The organism is Streptococcus sp. KHUD_017 (assembly GCF_054861245.1).
In genome coordinates this window covers 1,542,989-1,567,554 of record NZ_CM142175.1, presented here as the reverse complement: position 1 = coordinate 1,567,554, position 24,566 = coordinate 1,542,989, and the positions used below count along the sequence as shown (strand labels likewise).

Sequence of the window (24,566 nt, the reverse complement as noted above, 5' to 3'; positions counted from 1 at the left end):
ATTATAGACTTCCCTTTTGTTGTTGGTGCAGACGGAGTAAAAATTCTGTCTCCAATTTGCTTATCTGCAAAATTTTTAAAATACCACTTAGACTATACGCTATTATTTGTTAGGAACAGGGGCTATGCTCGACATTATTCGTATCTAAAATCTAAAATAATAGGTATTCCTTCAGTTTTAGAACAAAAGAGAATTGTCGCTAAAATTGATTTACTTTTTCAAAAAGTTTCTCAACTTTCTGAGTGATTCTATTTTGTTCGTTTATGGGTAATATAGGAATAGGGATATTACCTAAATTTTTAATACTAACACCTCCAATTATTCCAGATTTATTTTCTTGGAAATCACTTAAAAATTGTGGACTTTGAAGAAAATAATAAAGAAATTTATTTTCTCCGTAGTAAAATGATAAATTACACAACTTATTACCAAAGCAGACATCTTGTTTCAACAATCCTATTTTACGTCCGGCACTGCCACCTTCTAAGCACAGCAATACAGAATTGAAGTAGCTAATTTTGAATTTTGACAAATAGTTATCGGGAATTTTAATGCCGTTATCATAATTAATAGTGTTATCAAAATTGACATCCTTAGTTGCAATATAATTAATCCCATCTACTCCAGAAAAATATTTTTTCTTTTCAGTAGCGTTAATACTATTTCCAGTGTAGAGATTGGAGACACTATCTAGAGTTGAAAGCATCCAGCTTCTCGGTAACTGCTCATAATAAGAGCCATAATCACAAAAAATAGCAGGCAGTCAGTTTGACCACCTACTATTTTTTTACCAATTAACAATTTTATCTACAATATTTTGTTGTTCAGTAGCTGTTTTCCTTAGATAAATTCGAGTAGTCTCTATACTTTCGTGTCCCATCAAATCTGCGAGCAAAGCAATATCGTTATACTTCGCTAAAAAATTCTTAGCAAATAAATGCCTAAAAGAATGAGGGTAAATTACTTTAGGATTCATTTTGTATTTATCGGCATAATTTTTTAACTGTTGAGCAACTCCTCTTGCTGTAATTGGTTCGTTAAATTTATTCAAAAATAAATAACCACTTCGGCGATTTTCTGATTCTAACCAACTAAGACAACTATTTCTTAATTTTTTAGGAATGTACAGTCTACGAATTTTACCACCTTTTGAGTAAATGTCAAAATAACCGATTTCTACATGCTCTACTTTTAGTTTAATAAGTTCACTTACACGAGCCCCAGTTGCACCTAAAAACCAAACGACAAAATGCCATTTTAAAATACCATCTTTTTTCAAACTACGTTTAAGAAAAAGGTAATCAGCATGGCTAATGACATCTTCTAAAAACGGTTTTTGCTGTACTTTGACAAATTTTAGTTTCAAATCATCATGACCAATAAAAGCCAGATATTTATTTACTCCTTGTAGTCGCAAATTGACAGTTTTAGGTTTAAAATTGTCTAATAAATATCCTTTGTATTCAAATAATTCTTCCATTTTGAGTTCGTAATTCTCCAAGAAAAATCGAACACTATAAAGGTACGAACGCACAGTATTTTCAGCTAAACCAGCTTTCTTCAAATGTAATTCAAAATCTTTCAATGTAAAACTCCTATCTTATGTTTGATAGAAATTCCACCGCACGTAAAACTATTATACTAAATTAGTGCGTCAATAATGGCGAAAGATTTTTCGATTTTATCAACGATTCTAGTTTGTTCGGATAGTGGAGGGAGAGGAATAAACGTATTTATTATCTTATTTTTTGAAATATTTGGTTGAGCTCCACCTTCAGCTCGAAACTTAAAGTTATTTCGCTCTGCCATTAAAAAGTAAAAAAGATATAGTTTTTCGATTTGAAATAATTTACTGCAAGCACAACATGCTTGATTAGTCGTTGCTGGAAATGTTAGAATACCTAACTTACCCACAGTTGCCCCGTACATGGCAATCAGGATAGAACCAGTTGGGTTTACTTTAACAGATGTTTCTTTTAATGCTAATTCAGATATTTTATTAGGAATATTAGTTATATAGCTATCTGTTAAATCGCCAGTCAAAAGCCAAGGAATTGTAGCTGAGGAGTAATAGCTACAATTCGCTTTAGGAGGAGTTGCTCCAGAATTCCAAATTCCAATACTCCCTAGTTTCACCCATTCCCAATTTTCTGGTATTTTATAAGGTACTTCCTCATAATAAGAGTTATCATCTCCTTGGGAAACAATTGAAATATCTAAATCTTTCTTTTTAATCTTTCCTTCTTCAAAGAGTTTTTGTTTTTCTGCTCGTATTTTTTCAAGCAAGACTTCAACTGGTTCATCATTTGGGTCTTGTTCAACTAATTTTCCTTGTATCGCGTATTGAAGAATAGATTTTTTTAGTTTATCTGGAAATTCTTTATCTAGCTTTTGAAGCTTATTGTAATTCTCAGCGTATTCATCTACTTTAGCTAGGGCTTCTTCAATAGCTTTAACGATGCGTTTTTGCTCGGAGAGGGGTGGAAGAGGGATGAGAAGGTTTAAAAGTGTCTCTCTCGAAATTCCGGGAATCATGGATTGAGCCTGTAGTTTAATGTTGGGTAATAATTGTTGCAATTGATATTTTAGAAACACTAGATTTAAGCGAGTAGACTGAATAGCCATAATTTGTCGTGCAATATGTGCTTTTTGAAAATAATTAAAAGCTAGTTCGCCAATAGTACCTTTAACGGTAATCAATAAGTCTCCTTTATAAGACAAGACAGTGGGATGATTAGTGTATCTATTAGTATTTACCAAACCATTAGAAAAATTACTAGCTCCAGTTATATACGGAGTGCCACCTACTTTCCCATCAAAATAATTAGATTTGTTTAAATCCCTCCCAGATAATAGGCTAATAACTCTCCTCAACCTCACCCACTCCCAAGTATCAGGAATATCATAAGGAACATCAATTTCTTGAACACTTCCATCATCGAACTTCTCATAATGTTTCCCATCATCACCACGAAATATCTCGGTTTCCTTTTTATCTCGTTTGATTTTTCCTTCACTGATAAGTTTTTCTTTTTCAGCTTTAATTCTCTTTAACAATTCACTTGCAGGTTCGTCATTGGGATTTTGCGGCACTAATTTCCCTTCCATCGCTCTTTGGAGAATGCTTGATTTAAGTTGTTCTGGTGTCATTATTTGTCCTCCAACAACTGCAAAATATCAGCTAATACATTATCAATCTTATGATTTAAAGTTGCTCTTTCCGCTTGATAATTCTGAATCAACTCAAAGGGATTTAAGATTTCCTCTTCCTCTTTTGGAAAACCACACTGGTCTAAATTATAATTTAACTCAGCCAATTCACTAGGTGTAAATGATTTAGATTTGTAGAACTTACCTTCCAGAATCTCTTCACGATTTTCCCACCAGTCACGAACAGGATTGAAGTGTTCTGACTTCATCGGCTTAGTTTTCGAGAAATTTTTATAACCATCTGGCATATCTAAACGATAAAACCAAGTTTCTTCTGTTTTCTTTGTTTTATCAAAGAAAAGAATGTTCGTATGGATTCCTGTATACGGTGCAAAGACACTATGAGGCAACCTAATAATCGTATGCAAGTTGAACTCATCTACCAGTTTTTGTTTCAAGCGAGTTTTTACACCTTCACCAAATAGAAAACCATCAGGTAAAATAACTCCAACACGACCATTTTCTTTCAAACGATACATAATGACAGCCATAAATAAATCAGCCGTTTCAGAACTCCGTAATTCTGCTGGAAAGTTATTTTTTATTGTTTCTAATTCTGACCCTCCAAAAGGTGGATTCATCATAATAATGTCAAATTTTTCATCATCCGTATATTCACGAACATTTTTCTCCAAAGTATTTCCATGAACAATTTTAGGGTCATCAATTTCGTGAAGAAACAGATTTGTAACTGCTAAAAGATGAGGAAATGCTTTCTTTTCAATACCAAAAACAGCTGTATTATATTTTTTGGTATCTTCACTAGTTTTACGTTGACTACTTAAACGGTTCAGAGTCGAAGTCAAGAAGCCTCCTGTTCCGCAAGCAAGGTCTGCCATTGATTCTCCAAGTTTTGGGTCAAGAACTTCGGCGATAAAATCAGTCGCTGCACGTGGCGTATAAAATTCTCCTGAGTTCCCAGCATTTTGAATATCTTTAAGAATTTTTTCGTAAATATCATTAAACGAATGACGATCTTCAGGGCTATTGAAATCAACTTCATCAATAACATTGATGACTTGGCGTAACAAGACGCCATTTTTCATATAGTTGTTCGCATCTTCAAAAGCTGATTTAACAATCGTTTTTCGAATAGGCATATTTGAAGTTATTTCAAGCTCTTTCAACTCTTTGAATAACTTGTTATTGACAAAATCAAGTAATTCATCGCCTGTCAATACCCGTTCCCCATTTTGAGCATGAGCCCAATTCCGCCATTTTAATTCCTCTGGGATAATTGACTCATACTCGTCTTCTTCTAATTCCCAAACCATTTCACGGCTATCATAAATTTTTAAGAATAATAACCAAGACATTTGCTCAATACGTTGAGCATCACCATTAACACCAGCATCGTTTCGAGTGATATCTTGAATTCTTTTTACAAATGATGTAATTGACATACTTTCCTTTCATTAAGCTACTGTAAATAGCTCTTTCTCCAATTCTTTAATTGCTTGTAAATATCGTTTTTTATCTCCAAAATAAGTATTGATGATTTTGAAGGTTCCACCATATATCTGAAATTCTGGAAGTTTTAATGTTTCAATGCTTTCGAGTTCTCCAATACCTTTATCCATGTATTTGTCCAGTAAAATTTCCAAAACAGCACGCGCTTCCTCACTATATTTATATAAATATCCGCTTTGTTTGAGTTTATTGACACGTTCCGTTTTGGTTAATTCTTTTTGACCATAGGCAAGTTTTAGGAGTAAATCAAAATCATCGATTTCTTGTTCTGATATTCCCTCCGACTCTCGAATAGCATCTAGATAAACTCCTTTTTTATAAAGTTCGTCTAAGATAAGCTTCTTTTTATCCGCCGTATGCCAAACTGTGATAAAATCGTTCAAAGTGGCGTAGCTACCTAAGATATTCTTCCGAGTGTAGTCGGTCAGGCTTTCGGTAATCAGTTTCCCATTTTCGTCCAATACTTGAACAGTAGAATTAAGAATGGTAACCTGCTTATCTGTAACGATATATTTTTCTACTGGGTCACCACCTTCGTTTACAAAACCAGGTGTAGTACCATTGTTTGTTTTTGCGCCCGTTTCCAGAACCTTCACTGGTTCACCATCAAAATCAGGGTCAGCAAACAAATTGGTAACATTTCGAAAATCAATAATCGTAAAAAATTCTTTCCCCTTTTGAGGATAAAGACGTGTGCCACGACCAATAATTTGTTTAAATTCAGTCATGGATTGGATATTAGAGTCTAAAACAATCAAACGACATGTTTTAGCATTAACTCCTGTCGTTAATAATTTAGACGTTGTTACAATAGCGGGAAAATTAGAATTGACATCCATAAAGTTATCCAGTTGAGCTTTTCCTTCAGCGTTGTCACCAGTTACTTGCATGACATAACGATAGTCTTCTTGGACTAAGTCTAGATTCTCTTTTACAAGCGCAGCACGCATTCGCTCGGCATGGTCAATATCAACACAAAAAACAATTGTCTTATCAAATCGTGCATTGTTTTGCTTCATATAATCAGAAACAAACTTGGCAACTCTTTGCGTTCTATCATCAATGACAATGGTTTTGTCAAAATCTTTCCTGCCGTAGTACCTATCTTCTATTAATTGTCCGTTAGTATCAACTTTTCCAGTTTCTGGACGATAACCATCCACATCCACATCTAAATTAACCCTCATAACACGATATGGAGCCAAAAAACCATCCTCGATTCCCTGTTTTAAACTATAAGTATAGATTGGCTCACCAAAGTATTCCATATTGGAAGCATTCTTGGTTTCTGTAGGAGTAGCGGTCATCCCAATTTGTGTAGCAGAACTGAAATAATCAATCACCTTGCGCCAGTTACTGTCTTCCTTAGCTGAGCCACGGTGCGCTTCATCAATTATGATTAAATCAAAGAAGTCTTTGTCAAACTTTTGATAATGTGTTTCAGTTCCATCTTCACCAGTTAGTTGCTGATAAAGCCCCAGATAAATTTCAAAAGAATTTAATTTTTCTGGAGCAGTCAAAAGTTTTGGTGTAATTTTCGTCATTACCTTTTCGAATGGCTTAAAGTCTTCAGCCATCGTTTGGTCTACTAAGATGTTTCTATCCGCTAAGAATAAAACTCGTTTAGCCAAACCAGCTTTTCGAAGGCGATGAATAATTTGAAAAGCCATGAACGTTTTCCCCGTTCCTGTTGCCATCACAAACATTACTCGTTTTTGTCCTCTGGCAACTGTTTCAATAGTACGGTTGATAGCTATTTGCTGATAATAGCGTGGCGTTTTCATTGAGAAGGCGTCTGTATAGTATGGAGTTGAGATAGCTTCTGTAATTTCGTACGTCAATCCTTTTTCCTTCGTCATACGAGAAAATAATTCTTCACGAGTAGGGAATTCGTCTAACTCCAGTTCACGTTCTTCTCTCGTGATACGGTCGTGTTCAATAAAGCCATCACCATTCGAAGAATAAACAAATGGAACATCTAAAATCTCTCCATATTCAATAGCTTGTTGTAATCCTGCTCGAACGCTGTGTTTATTATCCTTTGCCTCAACAATTGCAATTCGAGTTCCAAATTGGTAATACAGTGAGTAGTCTGATTTTTTTCCTTCTTTACGTCGAGCCTTATCTCCTCTAACCTCAATTCGACCATCAGTGAAGTATTCTTCGTAAGCGATATGCTCACCATTTTTCCATCCTTTGGATACAATAGCAGGAGTGATGAAATTTGCTTTAATATCCTCCTCACTCATTTCTTTCTTAGACTTTATAAACTCAACCATATTGAACCCTCCGCATTCTAAAAATCTACTTCTCCATAAAATAAACTATCAGAACAAATTATACTTCTATTATATCATATTTATAAAAATACTCTGCTAAATTGTTGAAAATAAGTATACAATATACTTTAGCATCGAGTCAGATTATCTCCGCATAACACCGCTATTTTTCGCTGTTTTCGGCAGGCGACTTATTATCATTCTACAAGCACTTTCAGTCGGGCTGGTGAGCTATTTTTCAAAAATAAATAATCACATTTAAACATTTTGAAAGTATAAAATATCTACATCAGCCGTTCAAAAATTGGCGTAAATTTTACCATAATATTTTTGTTTAAATAAAGATTTTTTTATGTCAAACGGATTTTAACAATGCGGATGCTTCCTATTTTGCTCCTCTTTTTAGCTCTACTACCGGTTTTCTCAAAGTTTGTCAGTGGAAGAGGTTATTTCGGTTGGGGAATGTTTTTGATTGTTATCATAGACTGTACTTTATTGATAGTTTTCACGATTCAGATTTCTTATATTTTTTGGAGATTGTTTCAAAAGTGGAAAGAATTATCTGATAAATAAAACCATTTTGGAGGTTAGACAATGAATAGCAAAGTACAATTTCGAATGTTTACCATTTTTGATTTGGATAAGGTAGAAGATTATTTGCATGAGATGCATTTGAAAGGTTGGAAATTTAAATCGAATCGTTTTGGCTTTTTCTATTTTGAACAATGCCGACCAGATGATGTGATTTACCGTGTGTGGAATACCAGCTACCTTAGAAAAAATGAGGTAGATTTACAAAGTGTTAAGGATAGAGGATGGGAATTTGTGGAAAATTGTTCTTATACTGTTTTTCGAAAAGCAACTTGTGATGTAGATTTAAATGATCAATCTTTCATGGACAATCGTCTTCGATGGGCTGATGTGAAATCTAGACTTCGTATATCTACAGTTTCTATCTCTGGCGGTCTAGTTATTTGTATGAGCTTGTTTCGCGAAAGTCTCTCTCAGTCTTTCTTTGTTATTTTCGCCCTTTATGCCCTCATGATTTCTTACCTAATCTATAGTTTTTATAGACTTAAAAAGAAATATCTTGAGAATGTAAGATGATTTTCTAGGTCCTCAGACCGATTTTTAGCACTCTTGATAAAAGAGTGCTAATTTTTTGAGTTTTTGTCTTGACATTCTTTTCTAAGGGTGTATAATAGAATCATAAGTTAGCACTTGGATGTGTCGAGTGCTAAAAAAAGATCTATCAGAGAGGAGTGACGAGATGGTTACGGAACGTCAGCAGAATATTTTAAATCTGATTATTGACATCTTTACCAAAACGCACGAACCTGTTGGATCTAAAGCCTTGCAAGAGTCTATCAACTCTAGTAGTGCTACCATTCGAAATGATATGGCAGCTCTAGAAAAGCAAGGTTTGCTTGAAAAGGCTCATACTTCCAGTGGTCGTATGCCGAGTGTGGCTGGTTTTCAATACTATGTCAAACACTCCCTATCCTTTGACCGTTTAGCTGAAAATCAAGTTTATGAGATTGTAAAAGCCTTTGATCAAGAATTCTTCAAGCTTGAGGATATTCTTCAAGAGGCAACGAAAATCTTGTCAGACTTGAGTGGTTGTACGGTTGTAGCACTGGATGTAGAACCAAGTAGGCAGAAGCTAACAGCTTTTGATATTGTTGTCCTCGGGCAACATACAGCTCTTGCTGTTTTTACGCTTGATGAGTCTAGAACAGTTACCAGTCAGTTTTTGATTCCGAGAAATTTCTTGCAGGAGGATTTAAATCGTCTCAAGACTATGATTCAGGAACGTTTCCTGCAACAGACTGTTTTGGATATTCACTACAAGATTCGGACAGAGATTCCGCAGATTATCCAACGTTACTTTACAACAACGGATAACGTCATGGACCTCGTCGAACATATCTTCAAAGAAATGTTCAATGAAAACATCGTGGTTTCTGGGAAAGTCAATCTTTTGAATTTCGCTAATTTAGCGGCCTATCAATTTTTTGATCAGCCACAAAAGGTTGCTTTGGAAATTCGAGAGAATCTGATTGGCGACCAGATGCAAAGTGTCCGAGTTGCGGATAGCAAAGAATCTTGTCTTGCTGACTTAGCAGTGATTAGCAGTAAGTTCCTGATTCCCTATCGTGGATTTGGAATTCTTGCGATTATAGGTCCAGTCAATTTGAATTATCAACAATTGGTAAATCAACTCAATGTTGTTAATCGAGTTCTGACTATGAAGTTGACGGATTTTTACCGCTATCTCAGCAGCAATCACTATGAAGTGAATTAAGATTGAAATCATTAAAGGAGGCGAAAATGGCCCAAGATATAAAAAATGAAGAAGTAAAAGAAGAGGAAGTTGTTGAACCAGTAGAAGAAACAACTACCGAGAAGTCGGAATTGGACTTAGCGAATGAACGTGCCGAAGAATTTGAAAACAAATATCTTCGTGCCCATGCAGAAATGCAAAACATTCAGCGCCGTGCCAACGAAGAACGCCAACTCTTGCAACGCTATCGTAGCCAAGATTTGGCAAAAGCAATCTTGCCATCACTTGATAACCTTGAACGCGCCCTTGCCGTTGAAGGGTTGACAGATGATGTCAAAAAAGGACTAGAAATGGTCCAAGAAAGCTTGATTCATGCTCTGAAAGAAGAAGGGATTGAAGAAATTCCAGCAGATGGAGAATTTGACCATAACTATCACATGGCTATTCAAACCCTCCCAGCTGATGATGAACATCCAGCAGACACTATCGCACAAGTCTTCCAAAAAGGCTACAAACTACATGACCGCATCCTACGCCCAGCCATGGTAGTTGTCTATAACTAGGCTAGAGAACTTAAAAACCTTGTCCGAAACGACAGAAAACTATGAAGAAAGATAAAAAATTATTCAGCTTTGCAATAGTGAGCGAAGCGAACCATTGGCGATACTCTTCGCCGTGACGCTATTTACGCAAACTTTGAGACCTTAGGCTCAAAGTTTAGTCAAAGAGATTAACGAAGTTAAGCTCTGACGGCGCCGTCACCTAAGAAGAGTATCAAAAAGAAAAATAGAATATAAAATTTAAGGAGAAAAACACATGTCTAAAATTATCGGTATTGACTTAGGTACAACAAACTCAGCAGTAGCAGTTCTTGAAGGAACTGAAAGCAAAATCATCGCAAACCCAGAAGGTAACCGCACAACTCCATCTGTAGTTTCATTCAAAAACGGTGAAATCATCGTTGGTGACGCTGCAAAACGTCAAGCAGTAACAAACCCAGATACAGTGATCTCTATCAAATCTAAAATGGGTACTTCTGAAAAAGTTTCTGCTAACGGTAAAGAATACACTCCACAAGAAATCTCAGCTATGATTCTTCAATACTTGAAAGGTTACGCTGAAGACTACCTTGGTGAAAAAGTAACCAAGGCTGTTATCACCGTTCCAGCTTACTTTAACGATGCTCAACGTCAAGCAACTAAAGACGCTGGTAAAATTGCTGGTCTTGAAGTAGAACGTATCGTCAACGAACCAACTGCAGCAGCCCTTGCATACGGTTTGGACAAGACTGACAAAGAAGAAAAAATCTTGGTATTCGACCTTGGTGGTGGTACATTTGACGTATCTATCCTTGAACTCGGTGACGGTGTCTTTGACGTATTGGCAACTGCAGGGGATAACAAACTCGGTGGTGACGACTTTGACCAAAAAATCATCGACTACTTAGTAGCAGAATTCAAGAAAGAAAATGGTATCGACTTGTCAACAGACAAGATGGCGCTTCAACGTTTGAAAGACGCAGCAGAAAAAGCGAAGAAAGACCTTTCTGGTGTGACTTCAACTCAAATCAGCTTGCCATTCATCACTGCTGGTGAGGCTGGACCTCTTCACTTGGAAATGACTTTAACTCGTGCTAAATTCGACGATTTGACTCGTGACCTTGTAGAACGTACTAAAACTCCAGTTCGTCAAGCCCTTTCAGATGCAGGTTTGAGCTTGTCAGAAATCGACGAAGTCATCCTTGTTGGTGGTTCAACTCGTATCCCTGCCGTTGTTGAAGCTGTTAAGGCTGAAACAGGTAAAGAACCAAACAAATCAGTAAACCCTGACGAAGTAGTTGCGATGGGTGCCGCTATCCAAGGTGGTGTGATCACTGGTGATGTCAAAGACGTTGTCCTTCTTGACGTAACACCATTGTCACTTGGTATCGAAACAATGGGTGGAGTCTTCACAAAACTCATCGACCGCAACACAACTATTCCAACATCTAAATCACAAGTCTTCTCAACTGCAGCGGACAACCAACCAGCCGTTGATATCCACGTTCTTCAAGGTGAACGCCCAATGGCAGCAGATAACAAGACTCTTGGACGCTTCCAATTGACTGATATCCCAGCTGCACCTCGTGGTATCCCACAAATCGAAGTTACATTTGACATCGATAAGAACGGTATCGTATCTGTTAAGGCCAAAGATCTTGGAACTCAAAAAGAACAAACAATCGTTATCCAATCTAACTCAGGTTTGACAGACGAAGAAATCGACCGCATGATGAAAGATGCAGAAGCTAACGCTGAAGCAGATAAGAAACGTAAAGAAGAAGTTGACCTTCGTAACGAAGTAGACCAAGCCATCTTTGCGACTGAAAAGACAATCAAAGAAACTGAAGGCAAAGGCTTCGATGCAGAACGTGATGCTGCACAAGCTGCCCTTGATGAGCTTAAGAAAGCCCAAGAAGACAACAACTTGGACGAAATGAAAGCAAAACTTGAAGCATTGAACGAAAAAGCTCAAGGACTTGCCGTTAAACTCTACGAACAAGCCGCAGCAGCGCAACAAGCCCAAGCAGGAGCAGAAGGCGCACAAGCAACAGGAAACGCAGGCGATGACGTCGTAGACGGAGAGTTTACGGAAAAGTAAAACAATCCAGTGGATTGTTTTAGCGGAACCTCTTGAAATAAAGAAAGGTTCCGAGATTTTAGGATTTCTTTAAGCCGAAACTCAATTCAGCCTTACTAGTTCTAAAACAAAGTATAATCGACTTTGTTTTAGAATGTCGTAATGATAGGAAGAAATCCAGAGGTTGCAACCCAGCCTCTGTTTTTCGGTAAAATAGAGGATGTTGCGTATGAAAAAAGTACTTTGCTTGATTTATCCTAATTTTTCTCCTTATGAAATAACCGCTTTAACGAGTACTTTAGCTCTGTCTTTTGACGTCACGATTGATTATGTCGCTTCAGATCATTCGATAGTGGTCTCTGAGGATGGCTTACCCTGTCAACCAACGAAAACACTAAATCAAATCCGTATTGAAGAGTATTCTTGCGTGATTTTGCCAGGAATGGTCAACATAGGACCTGCCCTACAGGATGAGAAATTGATTTCGTTCTTGAGGGACCTTGGTGGGCAAGATGTCCTCATTGCAGCCATTTCTTCAGCCCCTCTTTTATTAGCGAAAGCAGGTCTGTTGAAGGATACGAAATTTACAGGTGGCATTTGGCAAAACTTCTTTGATTATTTTGAATTTCTTTCACGTGAAAATTTCCAACCGAAAGTTCTTGTGCAAGATAAACAAATCATTACGGCTATCGGTTTTGCACATCAAGAGTTTGCAAGAAAAGTGATTCTAAGTTTAGGATTGGCAGAGAATACGGACAACTATTTTAAAGAAAAGAACGAGTATGCAACAGAGGATTTGATATTTACTCTATCAGACCAAGAGTTTGATCAAGTGAAGCAGAGTATAGAAAACACCCTCTAAAGATGTACATGAAAATTACAGAAAGGAACAAAGAGTGTTCGCAACTGAACACGGGTTCCAAAGTTTCTAATTCAATATAAAAGAAAGGAACTGAACCCGACCTAAATTCTCGGAAAAAAGATAAATCTGTCTAGGAGCATCGCTCCTGCGTCAGATTTCCTATTTTTCAGTCGAATTTTACGGTCTTGGTATCTTAAATGAACAATACTGAATTTTATGACCGTTTGGGCGTTTCGAAGAATGCATCTCAAGATGAGATCAAGAAAGCCTATCGGAAATTATCGAAGAAATATCACCCAGATATCAACAAAGAGCCTGGTGCTGAGGAAAAGTACAAGGAAGTTCAAGAAGCTTATGAGACTTTAAGTGATGAACAGAAACGTGCTGCTTACGACCAATATGGTGCTGCTGGTGCCAATGGTGGCTTTGGTGGTGCAGGCGGTTTTGGTGGTTTCGACGGAGCAGGTGGTTTCGGTGGATTTGAAGATATCTTCTCAAGTTTTTTCGGCGGAGGCGGTTCTTCTCGCAATCCGAACGCTCCTCGTCAAGGTGACGACCTCCAGTACCGTGTGAATTTGACTTTTGAAGAAGCTATCTTTGGTACTGAAAAAGAAGTCAAATACAATCGTGAAGCCAGCTGTCGTACTTGTAATGGTTCAGGTGCTAAGCCTGGAACAAGTCCAGTTACTTGTGGACGCTGTCATGGTTCTGGGGTTATCAATGTGGATACGCAAACACCTCTTGGCATGATGCGTCGTCAAGTAACCTGTGATGTCTGTCATGGACGTGGAAAAGAAATCAAAGATCCATGTACAACATGTCACGGAACAGGTCATGAAAAACAAGCCCACAGTGTCCATGTAAAAATTCCAGCAGGTGTTGAAACTGGTCAACAAATTCGTCTAGCTGGTCAAGGTGAGGCAGGCTTTAACGGTGGTCCTTATGGAGACTTGTATGTAGTAGTTTCTGTTGAAGCCAGCGATAAATTTGAACGTGAAGGGACAACTATTTTCTACAAGTTAAACCTCAACATCGTCCAAGCAGCTCTCGGTGATACTGTAGATATCCCAACCGTTCATGGTGATGTTGAATTGGTAATCCCAGAGGGAACTCAAACGGGTAAACGATTCCGTTTGCGTGGTAAGGGAGCTCCTAGTCTTCGTGGTGGTGCTGTTGGTGACCAATACGTGACTGTCAATGTCGTGACTCCGACAGGCTTAAACGAACGACAAAAAGCAGCTTTGAAAGAATTCGCAGCTGCAGGTGATTTGAAAGTAAATCCAAAGAAAAAAGGTTTCTTTGATCACATAAAAGATGCCTTTGAGGGTGAATAAAGCAAAAACTAAAAAGAGCCTTCGGGCTCTTTTTGTTATTTTCGGATTGAAGAATGGAATTCCCATTAGTTTGCTACTCAGAACGTTGAGTGAGCAAGCCTGCCGAATCCATATCCTGAATGAGTTGCTTGATTTCGGCTTCCTTGCCAGGCTTAATGGTGACGGTATCAATGTGCTTAATCGCCGAATTATCCTGGATATCCACCAAGGTCAACGCTTTTTCATAGAATGCGATTCCCTTTTTCATGCTTTCCGAATCATTCAAAGTTAGAATTGTGTAAGAAGAATGTGATTTCTTTCCGTTTTCTCGGAAATGCTTCTCGCCTTCCTCCTCTAAAAATTGTATTAAACCATGATTGAACAAGTTATCCCCTACTTTATAGTAAGAAATATCTCCTGTCTGTAGGACATAGACTTTGAGTCGGTTTTTAGTGAGGTTAGGACTTTCTTTAAGGACAGCGTGGCTATTGATAACCTCATCCGAGAAAGTGACATAAAAATCTAATCCTCCCCCCTCGTATTGATAGTGTCCGTTTGATTCAACTTTCTCAGGAGGCAGGTCAAGGGAGATAAAGATTTGTTTTAAGGCTTCCTTCCCCTCTCGGATATCACTTGATGAGGCCTTGAAAAGATTGGCCACAAGTAGAAATGCTAGGGTTACAAAAAGACAGAAACAACCAGAAATAATCAAGATGACTTTTAAAAATGGTTTCATGTTTAGTCCCTCCCTTTTCTGTTAGGAGCTGGTAATCCAAGATGGATTTAAGGAAAGTTGGATGCTTTCTTTTTTAGTTTTCTTCAGTTTCTCGTAGTTCTTTTATCACAGCAAGTCTTGCTTGGAGGTCTTTCTCTAGGACTTTAAATTTATAGGTTAGGTCTTCTTGATACTCTTTGATGACTTCTTTTTGTTGATTGATAATTTGTAAGCTATTTTGGATAACATCTAAATCACCTTTGATTGCTTCAACGCGATCAGTTGTATCTAAAACCTCTTCGGTGATAACTTCACGATTTTTAACGAGGAGGTAAGATCCGACTGCTGATCCAGCAAAAAGTAGTAAATTTGATAGTTTCATAGGAACTCCTTAAGCGTTTTTGATCGTTTCAGCGACTTGGGCAAGTTTGTCAAAGTCAGGTTCATGGGCAACAAAGTCAATTTTTAGGTCATCCTCGGCACCATAACGAGGAACGAGGTGGACATGGGTATGGAAAACGGTTTGTCCAGCTACCTCTTCGCAATTGGCGATGATATTCATGCCTTCAGCCTGGGTAGCTTTCATAACCTTTTGAGCAATAACCGGAATCTTTGCGAAGAGTTGGCTAGCGCTAGTGGCATCCATTTCCAAAAGGTTGCGATGGTGTTCTTTGGGAACAACCAAGGTATGACCAGGTGTTACTTGAGAAATATCAAGAAATGCAAGGACTTGCTCATCCTCATAAACCTTGGCTGCAGGGATTTCTCCTGCGATAATCTTACAAAAAATACAATCTGACATAAAAACCACCTCTAGTGTATTGAATTTTGATATAATATAGCTACATTATACCAGATTCGGAGAAAATATGTTAGAAATTAAAAATCTGACAGGAGGCTATGTTCATGTCCCTGTCTTGAAAGATGTGTCCTTTACAGTTGAGAGCGGACAGTTGGTCGGTTTGATAGGTTTGAATGGTGCGGGGAAATCTACGACTATCAATGAGATTATTGGTCTTTTGACGCCATATAGTGGGGAGATTAAGATTGACGGATTGACTCTAAGAGAGGATGCTACGAGCTATCGCAAGAAAATTGGTTATATCCCTGAAACTCCTAGCTTGTACGAGGAATTGACGCTCAGAGAGCATATTGAGACAGTTGCTATGGCCTATGGTATCGAGCAAAATCTAGCTTTTGAACGTGTAGAGCCGCTTCTAAAAATGTTCCGTTTGGATCAAAAATTGGATTGGTTTCCAGTTCATTTTTCCAAAGGGATGAAGCAAAAGGTTATGATTATCTGTGCCTTTGTCGTGAATCCTAGTCTCTTTATCGTAGACGAACCTTTCCTTGGTCTTGATCCTTTGGCGATTTCAGATTTGATTCAACTTCTAGAAGCGGAAAAGAAAAAAGGAAAGTCTATCCTTATGAGTACCCACGTTCTTGATTCTGCTGAAAAGATGTGTGACTCTTTTGTCATTCTTCACAAAGGTCAAGTAAGAGCCAAAGGAAATCTCCAACAACTCCGAGAAGCCTTTGATATGCCAGAAGCAAGCCTCAATGATATCTATTTGGCTCTGACCAAAGAGGAGGAGCTATGAAGGACTTGTTTTTAAAACGAAAGCAGGAATTTCGTAAGGAATGCTTGGGCTATCTCCGTTATGTGCTCAATGATCATTTTGTCTTATTTTTGTTGGTGTTGTTAGGATTTTTGGCCTACCAGTACAACCAGTTGCTCCAACACTTTCCTGATAATCATTTCCCAATCCTAATTTTGATTGGGATGATATCTATTTTGCTTTTGCTTTGGGGTGGTATTGCGACCTATCTAGAAGCTCCTGACAAACTCTTCCTCTTGGTGGCTGAGGAGAAGGTAAAAGACCATATCAAAAAGCAATCTCTCCTATCGTTTATCTTTTGGCTTAGTGTTCAAACGATGTTCTTGTTATTGATTGCTCCCTTGTTCTTAGCCATGGGTCTTGGTTTGCCGATTTTTGGAGTCTATCTCCTTGTCTTGGGGATAGTAAAATACGTGATTTTTCGCCAAAAGTCTAGCAACTTTTTCCTTGGAAATGGACTTGACTGGGATTATGTCATTGCCCAGGAAAGCAAACGCAAGCAGTTCTTGCTTCGATTTTTTGCTCTCTTTACCCAGGTCAAGGGAATTTCAAACAGTGTTAAGCGCCGAGCTTATCTGGACTTTATCCTCAAAGGAGTTCAGAAGGTGCCAGGGAAAATCTGGCAGAACCTCTATCTTCGTTCCTATCTGAGAAATGGAGATTTATTCGCTCTTAGTCTCCGACTCATAATCCTATCTTTGACCGCTCTCATCTTCATTGAGCAATCTTGGATTGCAGTCGCAATTGTAATTTTATTCAATTATCTTTTGTTATTCCAGCTCTTAGCGCTTTATCATGCCTTTGACTATCAATATTTGACGCAATTATTTCCAGTAGGAAAGGGGCAAAAAGAGCGAGGATTAAAGGAAATTTTAAGAGCGATTGGATTGTTTGTTCTGATCTTAGAAAGTCTTATAGGAATGGTTGTTTTCAAGGACAAAATCCTTATCTTTGTTCTTGTTGGAGCAGGCTTTGTATTGCAATTTCTTTATGTACCTTATCAACTGAGAAGATTGGTTGACGAATAGCATAAAAATTAGTAGAATAATAAGGAAACTTTATTCGGAGGAAAGAAATGGACTTGGGTGATATTGAGCTAACGCTAACCCCGATATCTGGGAAGAGCGGAAAAGCTTATATGGGAAGTTATCCTGATGGAAAACGTGTTTTTATAAAAATGAATACTTCTCCAATCCTGCCTGGTTTAGCGAGAGAGCAAATTGCACCACAATTGCTCTGGAGCCGTCGTTTACCAGACGGCCGTGATATGTCCGCTCAGGAATGGTTGACAGGAAAAATTTTGACGCCAAGTGATATGAACCGTAAACAAATTATCGATATTTTGACACGTTTACACTGTTCACGTCCCTTAATGACCCAGTTGACACGATTGGGATATGCAATGGAAACACCTTCGGATTTACTTCAGTCATGGGTAAACAAGGCTCCGGATGCTTTAAAAAACAACCAGTATCTACGTATGGTTTTAGGTGATTTGCGTGAGAATCTTCCTGGCTTTAGGGAAGACTATGCAACCATAGTCCATGGGGATGTTCGTCATAGCAACTGGTTTGAGACAGAGAGTGGCTTGATTTATTTAGTAGATTGGGATTCTGTTCGCTTGACTGATCGTATGTTTGATGTGGCCTATCTGCTCTGTCACTATATTCCAGAGTATCAGTGGCAAGAATGGCTAGCTAATTATGGCTATAAGTATAATCAAACTGTCTTGAATAAGTTATATTGGTATGCTCAACTGTCATTTTTGAGCCTCATTACCAAATACTATGAAAATCAAGATTTGGATAATGTAAATCGGGAGATCTATGCTTTGCGTACCTTCCGAGATAAGTATGGAAAGAAGAAATGAGAGTTAGAAATCGTAAAGGTGCAACAGAACTGTTAGAGGCTAATCCGCAGTACGTTGTTTTAAATCCCGCAGAAGCTAAAGGTAAGTGGCGAGATTTGTTTGGCAATGACAATCCAATCCATGTAGAGGTTGGTAGTGGCAAAGGTGCTTTTGTATCAGGAATGGCTAAACAAAACCCTGATATCAACTATATTGGAATTGATATTCAGAAGTCTGTATTAAGCTATGCTTTGGACAAGGTATTAGAAGTTGGAGTTCCTAACATTAAACTCTTATGGGTTGATGGTTCAGAGTTGACTGATTATTTTGAAGATGGTGAAATTGACCGCTTGTACTTGAACTTCTCAGACCCATGGCCTAAAAAACGCCATGAGAAGCGTCGTTTGACATACAAGAGCTTCTTGGACACTTTCAAACGAATCTTACCTGAACACGGTGAAATTCATTTCAAGACAGATAATCGTGGCTTGTTTGAGTATAGTTTAGTGAGTTTTTCACAATATGGCATGAAGCTAAATGGCGTTTGGCTTGATTTACATGCCAGCGACTTTGAAGGAAATATCATGACTGAGTATGAACAAAAGTTCTCAAGCAAAGGTCAAGTCATCTATCGAGTTGAAGCAGAATTTTAAGAAAAAGCTTGAATCCAAGCTATTTGGGTGCTTATGCTTTACATTAGTACATAAAAGTGCTATACTAATAGCAAGGATATAAGAAAGAGAGGCGGGGAGATATCTTCGCCTCTTGCTTATGAGGAGGTGGACGCAATCGCAACGATCGTTGAATTAGTCAGAGAAGTCGTAGAACCTGTTATTGAAGCTCCTTTTGAACTCGTAGATATCGAGTATGGAAAGATTGGCAGTGACATGATTCTTAGTATTTTTGTAGACAAGCCTGAAGGAATCACCTTGAATGATACAGCAGACTTGACTGAAATTATCAGTCCTGTTCTAGATACTATCAAGCCGGATCCCTTCCCAGAACAATATTTCCTAGAAATTACCAGTCCAGGATTGGAGCGTCCTTTGAAAACCAAGGAAGCAGTCACTGGAGCGGTCGGGAAATACATCCATGTCGGGCTCTACCAAGCCATCGATAAGCAAAAGGTTTTTGAAGGAACCTTATTGTCCTTTGAAGAGGATGAGTTGACAATGGAATATATGGATAAAACGCGCAAGAAAACAGTCCAAATTCCATATAACTTGGTATCAAAAGCACGTTTAGCAGTAAAATTATAGAAAAGAAAGGATAGCTTTTGAGAATTCAAAAGTAAAAAGAACATGAGTAAAGAAATGCTAGAGGCCTTCCGCATTTTGGAAGAAGACAAGGGAATCAAGAAAGAAGATATCATCGACGCAGTAGTAGAATCACTTCGTTCTGCTTATCGTAGACGCTATGGTCAATCAGATAGCGTAGCTATCGACTTCAACGAAAAAACAGGTGACTTTACAGTCTACACTGTCCGTGAAGTTGTTGATGAAGTATTTGATAGCCGTTTGGAAATTAGCTTGAAAGATGCCCTTGCCATTAATTCAGCCTATGAGCTTGGTGATAAAATCAAATTTGAAGAAGCACCAGGAGAGTTTGGTCGTGTAGCAGCCCAATCTGCTAAACAAACCATCATGGAGAAAATGCGCAAGCAAACACGTGCTATTACCTACAATACATACAAAGAACATGAACAAGAAATCATGTCAGGTACAGTTGAACGTTTTGACAACCGCTTCATTTATGTCAATCTTGGCAGCATCGAAGCCCAATTGTCTAAACAAGACCAAATTCCTGGAGAAGTGTTTGCTTCCCATGATCGTATCGAAGTTTATGTCTACAAAGTGGAAGACAACCCTCGTGGAGTTAACGTCTTTGTTAGCCGTAGCCACCCAGAAATGATCAAACGTTTGATGGAACAAGAGATTCCAGAAGTATATGATGGAACTGTTGAAATCATGAGCGTAGCCCGTGAAGCAGGTGACCGTACGAAAGTTGCTGTTCGTAGCCACAATCCTAACGTGGATGCTATCGGAACAATTGTTGGACGTGGTGGAGCGAACATCAAGAAAATCACTAGCAAATTCCATCCAGCTCGCTACGATGCTAAGAGCGACCGCATGATTCCTGTAGAAGAAAACATCGACGTTATCGAGTGGGTAGCAGATCCAGCTGAGTTTATTTACAATGCTATTGCTCCTGCTGAAGTTGACCAAGTTATCTTTGATGAAAATGACAGCAAACGTGCCTTGGTGGTTGTGCCAGATAACAAGCTATCTCTTGCAATCGGTCGTCGTGGACAAAACGTTCGCTTGGCAGCTCACTTGACTGGATACCGTATCGATATCAAGTCTGCAAGTGAATTTGAAGCTATGGAAGAAGCAGGTCAAGTTGATTTCGCTGACACAGACGAATTGACTGAAGAATAAAAGCTGCAAGAGGAGGGGAAGATGAAAACAAGAAAAATCCCTTTGCGCAAGTCTGTTGTTTCCAACGAAGTAATTGATAAGCGAGATTTACTCCGTATTGTCAAGAACAAAGAAGGAGAGGTCTTTATCGACCCGACAGGCAAGGCTAATGGCCGTGGCGCTTATATCAAGCTAGACAATGCAGAAGCCCTAGAGGCTAAAAAGAAAAAAGTCTTTAACCGTAGCTTTAACATGGAAGTTGAAGAAAGTTTTTATGACGAGTTGATTGCCTATGTTGATCACAAAGTAAAAAGAAGAGAGTTAGGACTTGAATAAGCAAAAAGTAAGTAATCTCTTGGGACTTGCTCAACGAGCAGGGAAAATTATCTCGGGTGAAGAAATGGTTGTCAAAGCCATTCAGGAACAGAAAGCCAAGCTGGTATTTCTAGCGCATGATGCTGCTCCCAACCTGACCAAGAAGATTCAAGATAAAAGTCACTATTATCAAGTAGAAGTTGTAACCGTGTTTTCAACACTGGAATTAAGCATAGCAGTTGGAAAATCAAGAAAGGTTTTAGCTGTGACAGATGCTGGATTTACAAAGAAAATGAGGTCTCTTATGGAATAGAAGAGGAGGACATGATTTGTCTAAGAAAAGATTGTACGAAATCGCAAAAGAACTTGGAAAAGAAAGTAAAGAAGTTGTAGCGCGTGCAAAAGAGTTGGGCTTGGAGGTGAAGAGCCACTCGTCAAGCGTTGAAGCTGATGCTGCTGAAAAAATCGTTGCTAGCTTTAAGCCTGCTGCCCCTAAAGTAGAAGCAAAACCTGTAGCACCAAAAGCAAGTGAAGCGAAGGTAGAAAAGAAATCTGAAACACCAGTAGCTCCTAAGGAAGAAAAAGTAGTAGCTGCTAGACCACAAAGCCGAAACTTCAAGGCAGAGCGTGAAGCTCGTGCAAAAGAGCAAGCAGAGCGACGCAAGCAAAACAAGGGCAACAACCGCGACCAACAACAAAACGGGAACCGTCAAAAGAATGAGAACCGTAATGGTGGAAAACCAGGTCAAGGGAACCGCGACAATCGTCGTTTTAATGATCAAGCCAAGAAACAGCAAGGTCAAGGAAATCGTGGGAACGATCGCCGCCAACAAGCGGACAATCGTCCCAACCAAGCTGGTCCTCGTATTGACTTTAAAGCTCGAGCAGCAGCTCTGAAGGCTGAGCAAAATGCAGAATACGCACGCTCAAGCGAGGAACGCTTCAAACAGTCTCAAGTTGCCAAAGAAGCCTTGGCTCAAGCTAATAAACGCAAGGAGCCAGAGGAAATCTTTGAGGAAGCTGCCAAACTAGCTGAACAAACTCAGCCTGTAGTTGAAGTAGCTCCTGTAGTCAAAGAGGCTGTAGTGGATACACGTCGTAAAAAGCAAGCTCGACCAGACAAAGATCGTGATGATTACGATCATGAAGAAGATGGTCCAAGAAAACAACAAAAGAATCGAAGTAGTCAAAACCAAGTGAGAAATCAAAGAAATAGTAACTGGAACAACAATAAAAAGAATAAAAAAGGAAAGAATAACCGCAATGAAGCTCCAAAACCAGTAACAGAGCGTAAATTCCATGAGTTGCCAAGTGAACTTGAGTACACAGATGGAATGACGGTTGCGGAAATCGCAAAACGGATTAAGCGTGAGCCTGCGGAAATCGTTAAGAAACTCTTCATGATGGGAGTGATGGCGACACAAAACCAATCCTTAGATGGCGATACCATTGAACTTCTGTTAGTGGATTATGGAATTGAAGCCAAGAAAAAGGTTGAAGTGGACAATGCGGATATCGAACGCTTCTTCGTCGAAGATGGCTATTTGAATCCAGATGAATTGGTAGAGCGTCCACCAGTTGTCACCATCATGGGACACGTTGACCACGGGAAGACAACCCTTTTGGATACCCTTCGTAATTCACGTGTAGCAACAGGTGAAGCGGGAGGAATCACCCAACATATCGGTGCCTACCAAATCGTGGAAAATGGCAAGAAGATTACCTTCTTGGATACACCTGGACACGCGGCCTTTACTTCTATGCGGGCGCGTGGTGCATCTGTTACGGATATTACCATCTTGGTCGTAGCGGCAGATGACGGGGTGATGCCTCAGACTATCGAAGCTATTAACCACTCAAAAGCGGCTAATGTTCCAATCATTGTGGCTATTAACAAGATCGATAAACCAGGTGCCAACCCAGAACGTGTCATCGGTGAATTGGCTGAACATGGGGTTATGTCAACTGCCTGGGGTGGAGATTCTGAGTTTGTAGAAATCTCTGCTAAGTTCAACCAAAATATCGATGAACTCTTGGAAACGGTCCTTCTTGTAGCTGAAATCCAAGAACTCAAAGCAGATCCAACAGTTCGTGCCATCGGTACGGTTATCGAAGCGCGCTTGGATAAAGGAAAAGGTGCGGTTGCAACCCTTTTGGTTCAACAAGGTACCTTGAACGTTCAAGACCCAATCGTTGTTGGTAATACTTTCGGACGTGTCCGTGCCATGACTAATGACCTTGGCCGTCGTGTGAAAGTAGCTGGACCATCTACTCCAGTTTCTATCACTGGTTTGAACGAAGCGCCAATGGCGGGTGACCACTTTGCCGTTTATGAAGATGAAAAATCTGCTCGTGCAGCTGGTGAAGAACGTGCCAAACGTGCTCTTATGAAGCAACGTCAAGCTACACAGCGTGTTAGCCTTGAAAACCTCTTTGACACTCTTAAAGCTGGTGAACTCAAGTCTGTTAACGTCATCATCAAAGCCGACGTACAAGGTTCAGTTGAAGCCCTTTCTGCCTCACTACAAAAGATTGACGTGGAAGGTGTAAAAGTTACCATCGTCCACTCAGCAGTTGGTGCTATCAACGAATCTGACGTGACTCTTGCGGAAGCTTCAAATGCCTTTATCGTTGGTTTCAACGTACGTCCTACACCACAAGCCCGTCAACAAGCAGAAGCAGACGATGTAGAAATCCGTCTCCACAGCATTATCTACAAGGTTATCGAAGAGATGGAAGAAGCCATGAAAGGTATGCTTGATCCAGAATTTGAAGAAAAAGTTATCGGTGAAGCGATTATCCGTGAAACCTTCAAAGTGTCTAAAGTCGGAACAATCGGTGGATTTATGGTTACTAGCGGTAAAGTTACCCGTGACTCTAAAGTCCGTGTTATTCGTGACGGTGTCGTTATTTACGATGGTGAACTTGCAAGTTTGAAACACTATAAAGATGACGTCAAAGAAGTTACAAACGGCCGTGAAGGTGGTCTCATGATTGATGGCTACAATGATATCAAGATGGATGATGTGATTGAGGCCTATATCATGGAAGAAATCAAACGATAATAGAGAAACGATAGCTCATTTGACTCGTTGTCAACAGCGCCTTGATGAACCCTTAGTTCTATCTAAGGCTTGTTTCCTAGATTCAAATGGCTCTAGTTCCTCTATCTTCTAGAAATAGCTAGGTCTGCTGGCCTAGCTTTTGATTCAATAGAGAGGAAGGAATAGCATGGGAAATCATTTCCGTACGGATCGTGTGGGCATGGAAATCAAGCGTGAAGTCAATGAGATTTTACAAAAGAAAGTCCGTGATCCTCGTGTCCAAGGCGTGACCATCACAGATGTTCAGATGCTAGGTGACTTATCTGTAGCTAAGGTTTACTACACCATTTTGAGTAATCTTGCTTCAGATAATCAAAAGGCCCAAATTGGCCTTGAAAAAGCAACCGGAACTATCAAACGTGAGCTTGGTCACAATTTGAAATTGTATAAAATTCCAGACTTGACCTTTGTCAAAGACGAATCCATCGAGTATGGAAACAAGATTGACGAAATGTTACGCAATCTGGATAAGAAATAAGAAAGAGGGGCAACCCTCTTTTTTGTTACTTT

The 24,566-nt window shown here is 39.1% G+C and carries 23 protein-coding genes and 3 pseudogenes; 17 read left to right on the top strand and 9 right to left on the bottom strand.

Features of this window, described 5'->3' with window-relative positions:
- Positions 1-199: 199 nt before the first annotated feature.
- The 6 genes and pseudogenes from ACVAMZ_RS07785 to hsdR all read right to left on the bottom strand — a co-directional run bounded on the left by ACVAMZ_RS07785 (position 200) and on the right by hsdR (position 6,959).
- Entirely contained in the window at positions 200-706 is a 507-nt protein-coding gene (locus tag ACVAMZ_RS07785) for a restriction endonuclease subunit S (RefSeq protein WP_461684532.1), read from the bottom strand.
- An 81-nt stretch (positions 707-787) separates the two neighbouring features.
- Entirely contained in the window at positions 788-1,585 is a 798-nt protein-coding gene (gene psrA / locus ACVAMZ_RS07780; protein WP_461684531.1) for a tyrosine-type DNA invertase PsrA, read from the bottom strand.
- A 56-nt stretch (positions 1,586-1,641) separates the two neighbouring features.
- Positions 1,642-2,499 (bottom strand): annotated as a pseudogene (locus ACVAMZ_RS07775) (restriction endonuclease subunit S); the annotation flags it as partial.
- Positions 2,491-3,108 (bottom strand): annotated as a pseudogene (locus tag ACVAMZ_RS07770) (restriction endonuclease subunit S); the annotation flags it as partial. The pseudogenes ACVAMZ_RS07770 and ACVAMZ_RS07775, both read right to left, overlap by 9 nt.
- A gap of 41 nt (positions 3,109-3,149) precedes the next feature.
- Positions 3,150-4,613: a class I SAM-dependent DNA methyltransferase gene (locus ACVAMZ_RS07765; protein ID WP_000029046.1), complete on the bottom strand. Its 1,464-nt coding sequence runs from the start codon at positions 4,611-4,613 to the stop codon at positions 3,150-3,152.
- Between the two features lie 12 nt (positions 4,614-4,625).
- Positions 4,626-6,959: an EcoAI/FtnUII family type I restriction enzme subunit R gene (hsdR, locus tag ACVAMZ_RS07760; RefSeq protein ID WP_006147897.1), complete on the bottom strand. Its 2,334-nt coding sequence runs from the start codon at positions 6,957-6,959 to the stop codon at positions 4,626-4,628.
- Between the two features lie 354 nt (positions 6,960-7,313).
- Here hsdR and ACVAMZ_RS07755 point away from each other — a divergent pair.
- From ACVAMZ_RS07755 to dnaJ, 7 genes and pseudogenes are all read left to right on the top strand, one after another.
- Positions 7,314-7,532: pseudogene (locus tag ACVAMZ_RS07755) on the top strand (DUF2812 domain-containing protein); the annotation flags it as partial.
- 21 nt (positions 7,533-7,553) lie between these two features.
- Positions 7,554-8,066: a DUF2812 domain-containing protein gene (locus ACVAMZ_RS07750; protein WP_461684530.1), complete on the top strand. Its 513-nt coding sequence runs from the start codon at positions 7,554-7,556 to the stop codon at positions 8,064-8,066.
- Positions 8,067-8,229: 163 nt separating this feature from the next.
- A complete protein-coding gene (gene hrcA / locus ACVAMZ_RS07745; RefSeq protein WP_461684529.1) occupies positions 8,230-9,264 on the top strand; it encodes a heat-inducible transcriptional repressor HrcA in 1,035 nt (344 codons plus the stop codon).
- 26 nt (positions 9,265-9,290) lie between these two features.
- Positions 9,291-9,806 carry a nucleotide exchange factor GrpE gene (gene grpE, locus ACVAMZ_RS07740; RefSeq protein WP_461684528.1) on the top strand — a complete coding sequence of 172 codons (516 nt, stop codon included), beginning with the start codon at positions 9,291-9,293 and terminating at the stop codon, positions 9,804-9,806.
- A 253-nt stretch (positions 9,807-10,059) separates the two neighbouring features.
- On the top strand, positions 10,060-11,883 hold the full coding sequence (gene dnaK, locus ACVAMZ_RS07735) for a molecular chaperone DnaK (RefSeq protein ID WP_414259561.1): 1,824 nt from the start codon (positions 10,060-10,062) through the stop codon (positions 11,881-11,883).
- Between the two features lie 208 nt (positions 11,884-12,091).
- The gene (locus ACVAMZ_RS07730; RefSeq protein ID WP_461684527.1) at positions 12,092-12,724 is read left to right on the top strand and encodes a DJ-1/PfpI family protein; all 633 of its coding nucleotides are present in this window, start codon (positions 12,092-12,094) and stop codon (positions 12,722-12,724) included.
- 197 nt (positions 12,725-12,921) lie between these two features.
- Positions 12,922-14,058 carry a molecular chaperone DnaJ gene (dnaJ, locus tag ACVAMZ_RS07725; RefSeq protein WP_461684526.1) on the top strand — a complete coding sequence of 379 codons (1,137 nt, stop codon included), beginning with the start codon at positions 12,922-12,924 and terminating at the stop codon, positions 14,056-14,058.
- Between the two features lie 73 nt (positions 14,059-14,131).
- Here dnaJ and ACVAMZ_RS07720 read toward each other — a convergent pair whose 3' ends face one another.
- The 3 genes from ACVAMZ_RS07720 to ACVAMZ_RS07710 all read right to left on the bottom strand — a co-directional run bounded on the left by ACVAMZ_RS07720 (position 14,132) and on the right by ACVAMZ_RS07710 (position 15,554).
- Complete coding sequence (locus ACVAMZ_RS07720) at positions 14,132-14,773, bottom strand: hypothetical protein (RefSeq protein ID WP_461684525.1); 642 nt, start codon at positions 14,771-14,773, stop codon at positions 14,132-14,134.
- Positions 14,774-14,846: 73 nt separating this feature from the next.
- Positions 14,847-15,134 carry a hypothetical protein gene (locus ACVAMZ_RS07715; protein WP_004251799.1) on the bottom strand — a complete coding sequence of 96 codons (288 nt, stop codon included), beginning with the start codon at positions 15,132-15,134 and terminating at the stop codon, positions 14,847-14,849.
- Positions 15,135-15,143: 9 nt separating this feature from the next.
- A complete protein-coding gene (locus tag ACVAMZ_RS07710; RefSeq protein ID WP_461684524.1) occupies positions 15,144-15,554 on the bottom strand; it encodes an HIT family protein in 411 nt (136 codons plus the stop codon).
- A 67-nt stretch (positions 15,555-15,621) separates the two neighbouring features.
- Between ACVAMZ_RS07710 and ACVAMZ_RS07705 the strand changes: the two genes are divergently transcribed.
- From ACVAMZ_RS07705 to rbfA, 10 genes are all read left to right on the top strand, one after another.
- Positions 15,622-16,353 carry an ABC transporter ATP-binding protein gene (locus ACVAMZ_RS07705; protein WP_461684523.1) on the top strand — a complete coding sequence of 244 codons (732 nt, stop codon included), beginning with the start codon at positions 15,622-15,624 and terminating at the stop codon, positions 16,351-16,353.
- Positions 16,350-17,399 (top strand): ABC transporter permease, encoded by a 1,050-nt coding sequence (locus ACVAMZ_RS07700; RefSeq protein WP_461684522.1) that lies wholly within the window; start codon positions 16,350-16,352, stop codon positions 17,397-17,399. The genes ACVAMZ_RS07705 and ACVAMZ_RS07700 overlap by 4 nt, the downstream gene beginning before the upstream one ends.
- A 47-nt stretch (positions 17,400-17,446) precedes the next feature.
- Positions 17,447-18,241 (top strand): cell cycle regulator CcrZ, encoded by a 795-nt coding sequence (ccrZ, locus tag ACVAMZ_RS07695; RefSeq protein ID WP_214262385.1) that lies wholly within the window; start codon positions 17,447-17,449, stop codon positions 18,239-18,241.
- Positions 18,238-18,873: a tRNA (guanosine(46)-N7)-methyltransferase TrmB gene (trmB, locus tag ACVAMZ_RS07690; protein ID WP_461684521.1), complete on the top strand. Its 636-nt coding sequence runs from the start codon at positions 18,238-18,240 to the stop codon at positions 18,871-18,873. The genes ccrZ and trmB overlap by 4 nt, the downstream gene beginning before the upstream one ends.
- 126 nt (positions 18,874-18,999) lie before the next feature.
- Entirely contained in the window at positions 19,000-19,479 is a 480-nt protein-coding gene (gene rimP / locus ACVAMZ_RS07685; protein ID WP_373113735.1) for a ribosome maturation factor RimP, read from the top strand.
- A gap of 42 nt (positions 19,480-19,521) precedes the next feature.
- The gene (gene nusA, locus ACVAMZ_RS07680; RefSeq protein WP_461684520.1) at positions 19,522-20,658 is read left to right on the top strand and encodes a transcription termination factor NusA; all 1,137 of its coding nucleotides are present in this window, start codon (positions 19,522-19,524) and stop codon (positions 20,656-20,658) included.
- Between the two features lie 21 nt (positions 20,659-20,679).
- Positions 20,680-20,973 (top strand): RNase P modulator RnpM, encoded by a 294-nt coding sequence (rnpM, locus tag ACVAMZ_RS07675; protein ID WP_006144965.1) that lies wholly within the window; start codon positions 20,680-20,682, stop codon positions 20,971-20,973.
- Complete coding sequence (locus tag ACVAMZ_RS07670; RefSeq protein WP_178895425.1) at positions 20,966-21,265, top strand: YlxQ-related RNA-binding protein; 300 nt, start codon at positions 20,966-20,968, stop codon at positions 21,263-21,265. The genes rnpM and ACVAMZ_RS07670 overlap by 8 nt, the downstream gene beginning before the upstream one ends.
- Positions 21,266-21,281: 16 nt before the next feature.
- Entirely contained in the window at positions 21,282-24,017 is a 2,736-nt protein-coding gene (infB, locus tag ACVAMZ_RS07665; RefSeq protein ID WP_461684519.1) for a translation initiation factor IF-2, read from the top strand.
- 166 nt (positions 24,018-24,183) lie between these two features.
- Entirely contained in the window at positions 24,184-24,534 is a 351-nt protein-coding gene (gene rbfA, locus ACVAMZ_RS07660) for a 30S ribosome-binding factor RbfA (RefSeq protein ID WP_004251823.1), read from the top strand.
- Positions 24,535-24,566: the final 32 nt, after the last annotated feature.

Coding starts and splice junctions, on each gene's coding strand:
- ACVAMZ_RS07785 (WP_461684532.1), bottom strand. CDS start 706: ATGCTTTCAACTCTAGATAGTGTCTCCAATCTCTACACTGGAAATAGT.
- ACVAMZ_RS07765 (WP_000029046.1), bottom strand. CDS start 4,613: ATGTCAATTACATCATTTGTAAAAAGAATTCAAGATATCACTCGAAAC.
- hsdR (WP_006147897.1), bottom strand. CDS start 6,959: ATGGTTGAGTTTATAAAGTCTAAGAAAGAAATGAGTGAGGAGGATATT.
- ACVAMZ_RS07750 (WP_461684530.1), top strand. CDS start 7,554: ATGAATAGCAAAGTACAATTTCGAATGTTTACCATTTTTGATTTGGAT.
- hrcA (WP_461684529.1), top strand. CDS start 8,230: ATGGTTACGGAACGTCAGCAGAATATTTTAAATCTGATTATTGACATC.
- grpE (WP_461684528.1), top strand. CDS start 9,291: ATGGCCCAAGATATAAAAAATGAAGAAGTAAAAGAAGAGGAAGTTGTT.
- dnaK (WP_414259561.1), top strand. CDS start 10,060: ATGTCTAAAATTATCGGTATTGACTTAGGTACAACAAACTCAGCAGTA.
- ACVAMZ_RS07730 (WP_461684527.1), top strand. CDS start 12,092: ATGAAAAAAGTACTTTGCTTGATTTATCCTAATTTTTCTCCTTATGAA.
- dnaJ (WP_461684526.1), top strand. CDS start 12,922: ATGAACAATACTGAATTTTATGACCGTTTGGGCGTTTCGAAGAATGCA.
- ACVAMZ_RS07720 (WP_461684525.1), bottom strand. CDS start 14,773: ATGAAACCATTTTTAAAAGTCATCTTGATTATTTCTGGTTGTTTCTGT.
- ACVAMZ_RS07715 (WP_004251799.1), bottom strand. CDS start 15,134: ATGAAACTATCAAATTTACTACTTTTTGCTGGATCAGCAGTCGGATCT.
- ACVAMZ_RS07710 (WP_461684524.1), bottom strand. CDS start 15,554: ATGTCAGATTGTATTTTTTGTAAGATTATCGCAGGAGAAATCCCTGCA.
- ACVAMZ_RS07705 (WP_461684523.1), top strand. CDS start 15,622: ATGTTAGAAATTAAAAATCTGACAGGAGGCTATGTTCATGTCCCTGTC.
- ACVAMZ_RS07700 (WP_461684522.1), top strand. CDS start 16,350: ATGAAGGACTTGTTTTTAAAACGAAAGCAGGAATTTCGTAAGGAATGC.
- ccrZ (WP_214262385.1), top strand. CDS start 17,447: ATGGACTTGGGTGATATTGAGCTAACGCTAACCCCGATATCTGGGAAG.
- trmB (WP_461684521.1), top strand. CDS start 18,238: ATGAGAGTTAGAAATCGTAAAGGTGCAACAGAACTGTTAGAGGCTAAT.
- nusA (WP_461684520.1), top strand. CDS start 19,522: ATGAGTAAAGAAATGCTAGAGGCCTTCCGCATTTTGGAAGAAGACAAG.
- rnpM (WP_006144965.1), top strand. CDS start 20,680: ATGAAAACAAGAAAAATCCCTTTGCGCAAGTCTGTTGTTTCCAACGAA.
- rbfA (WP_004251823.1), top strand. CDS start 24,184: ATGGGAAATCATTTCCGTACGGATCGTGTGGGCATGGAAATCAAGCGT.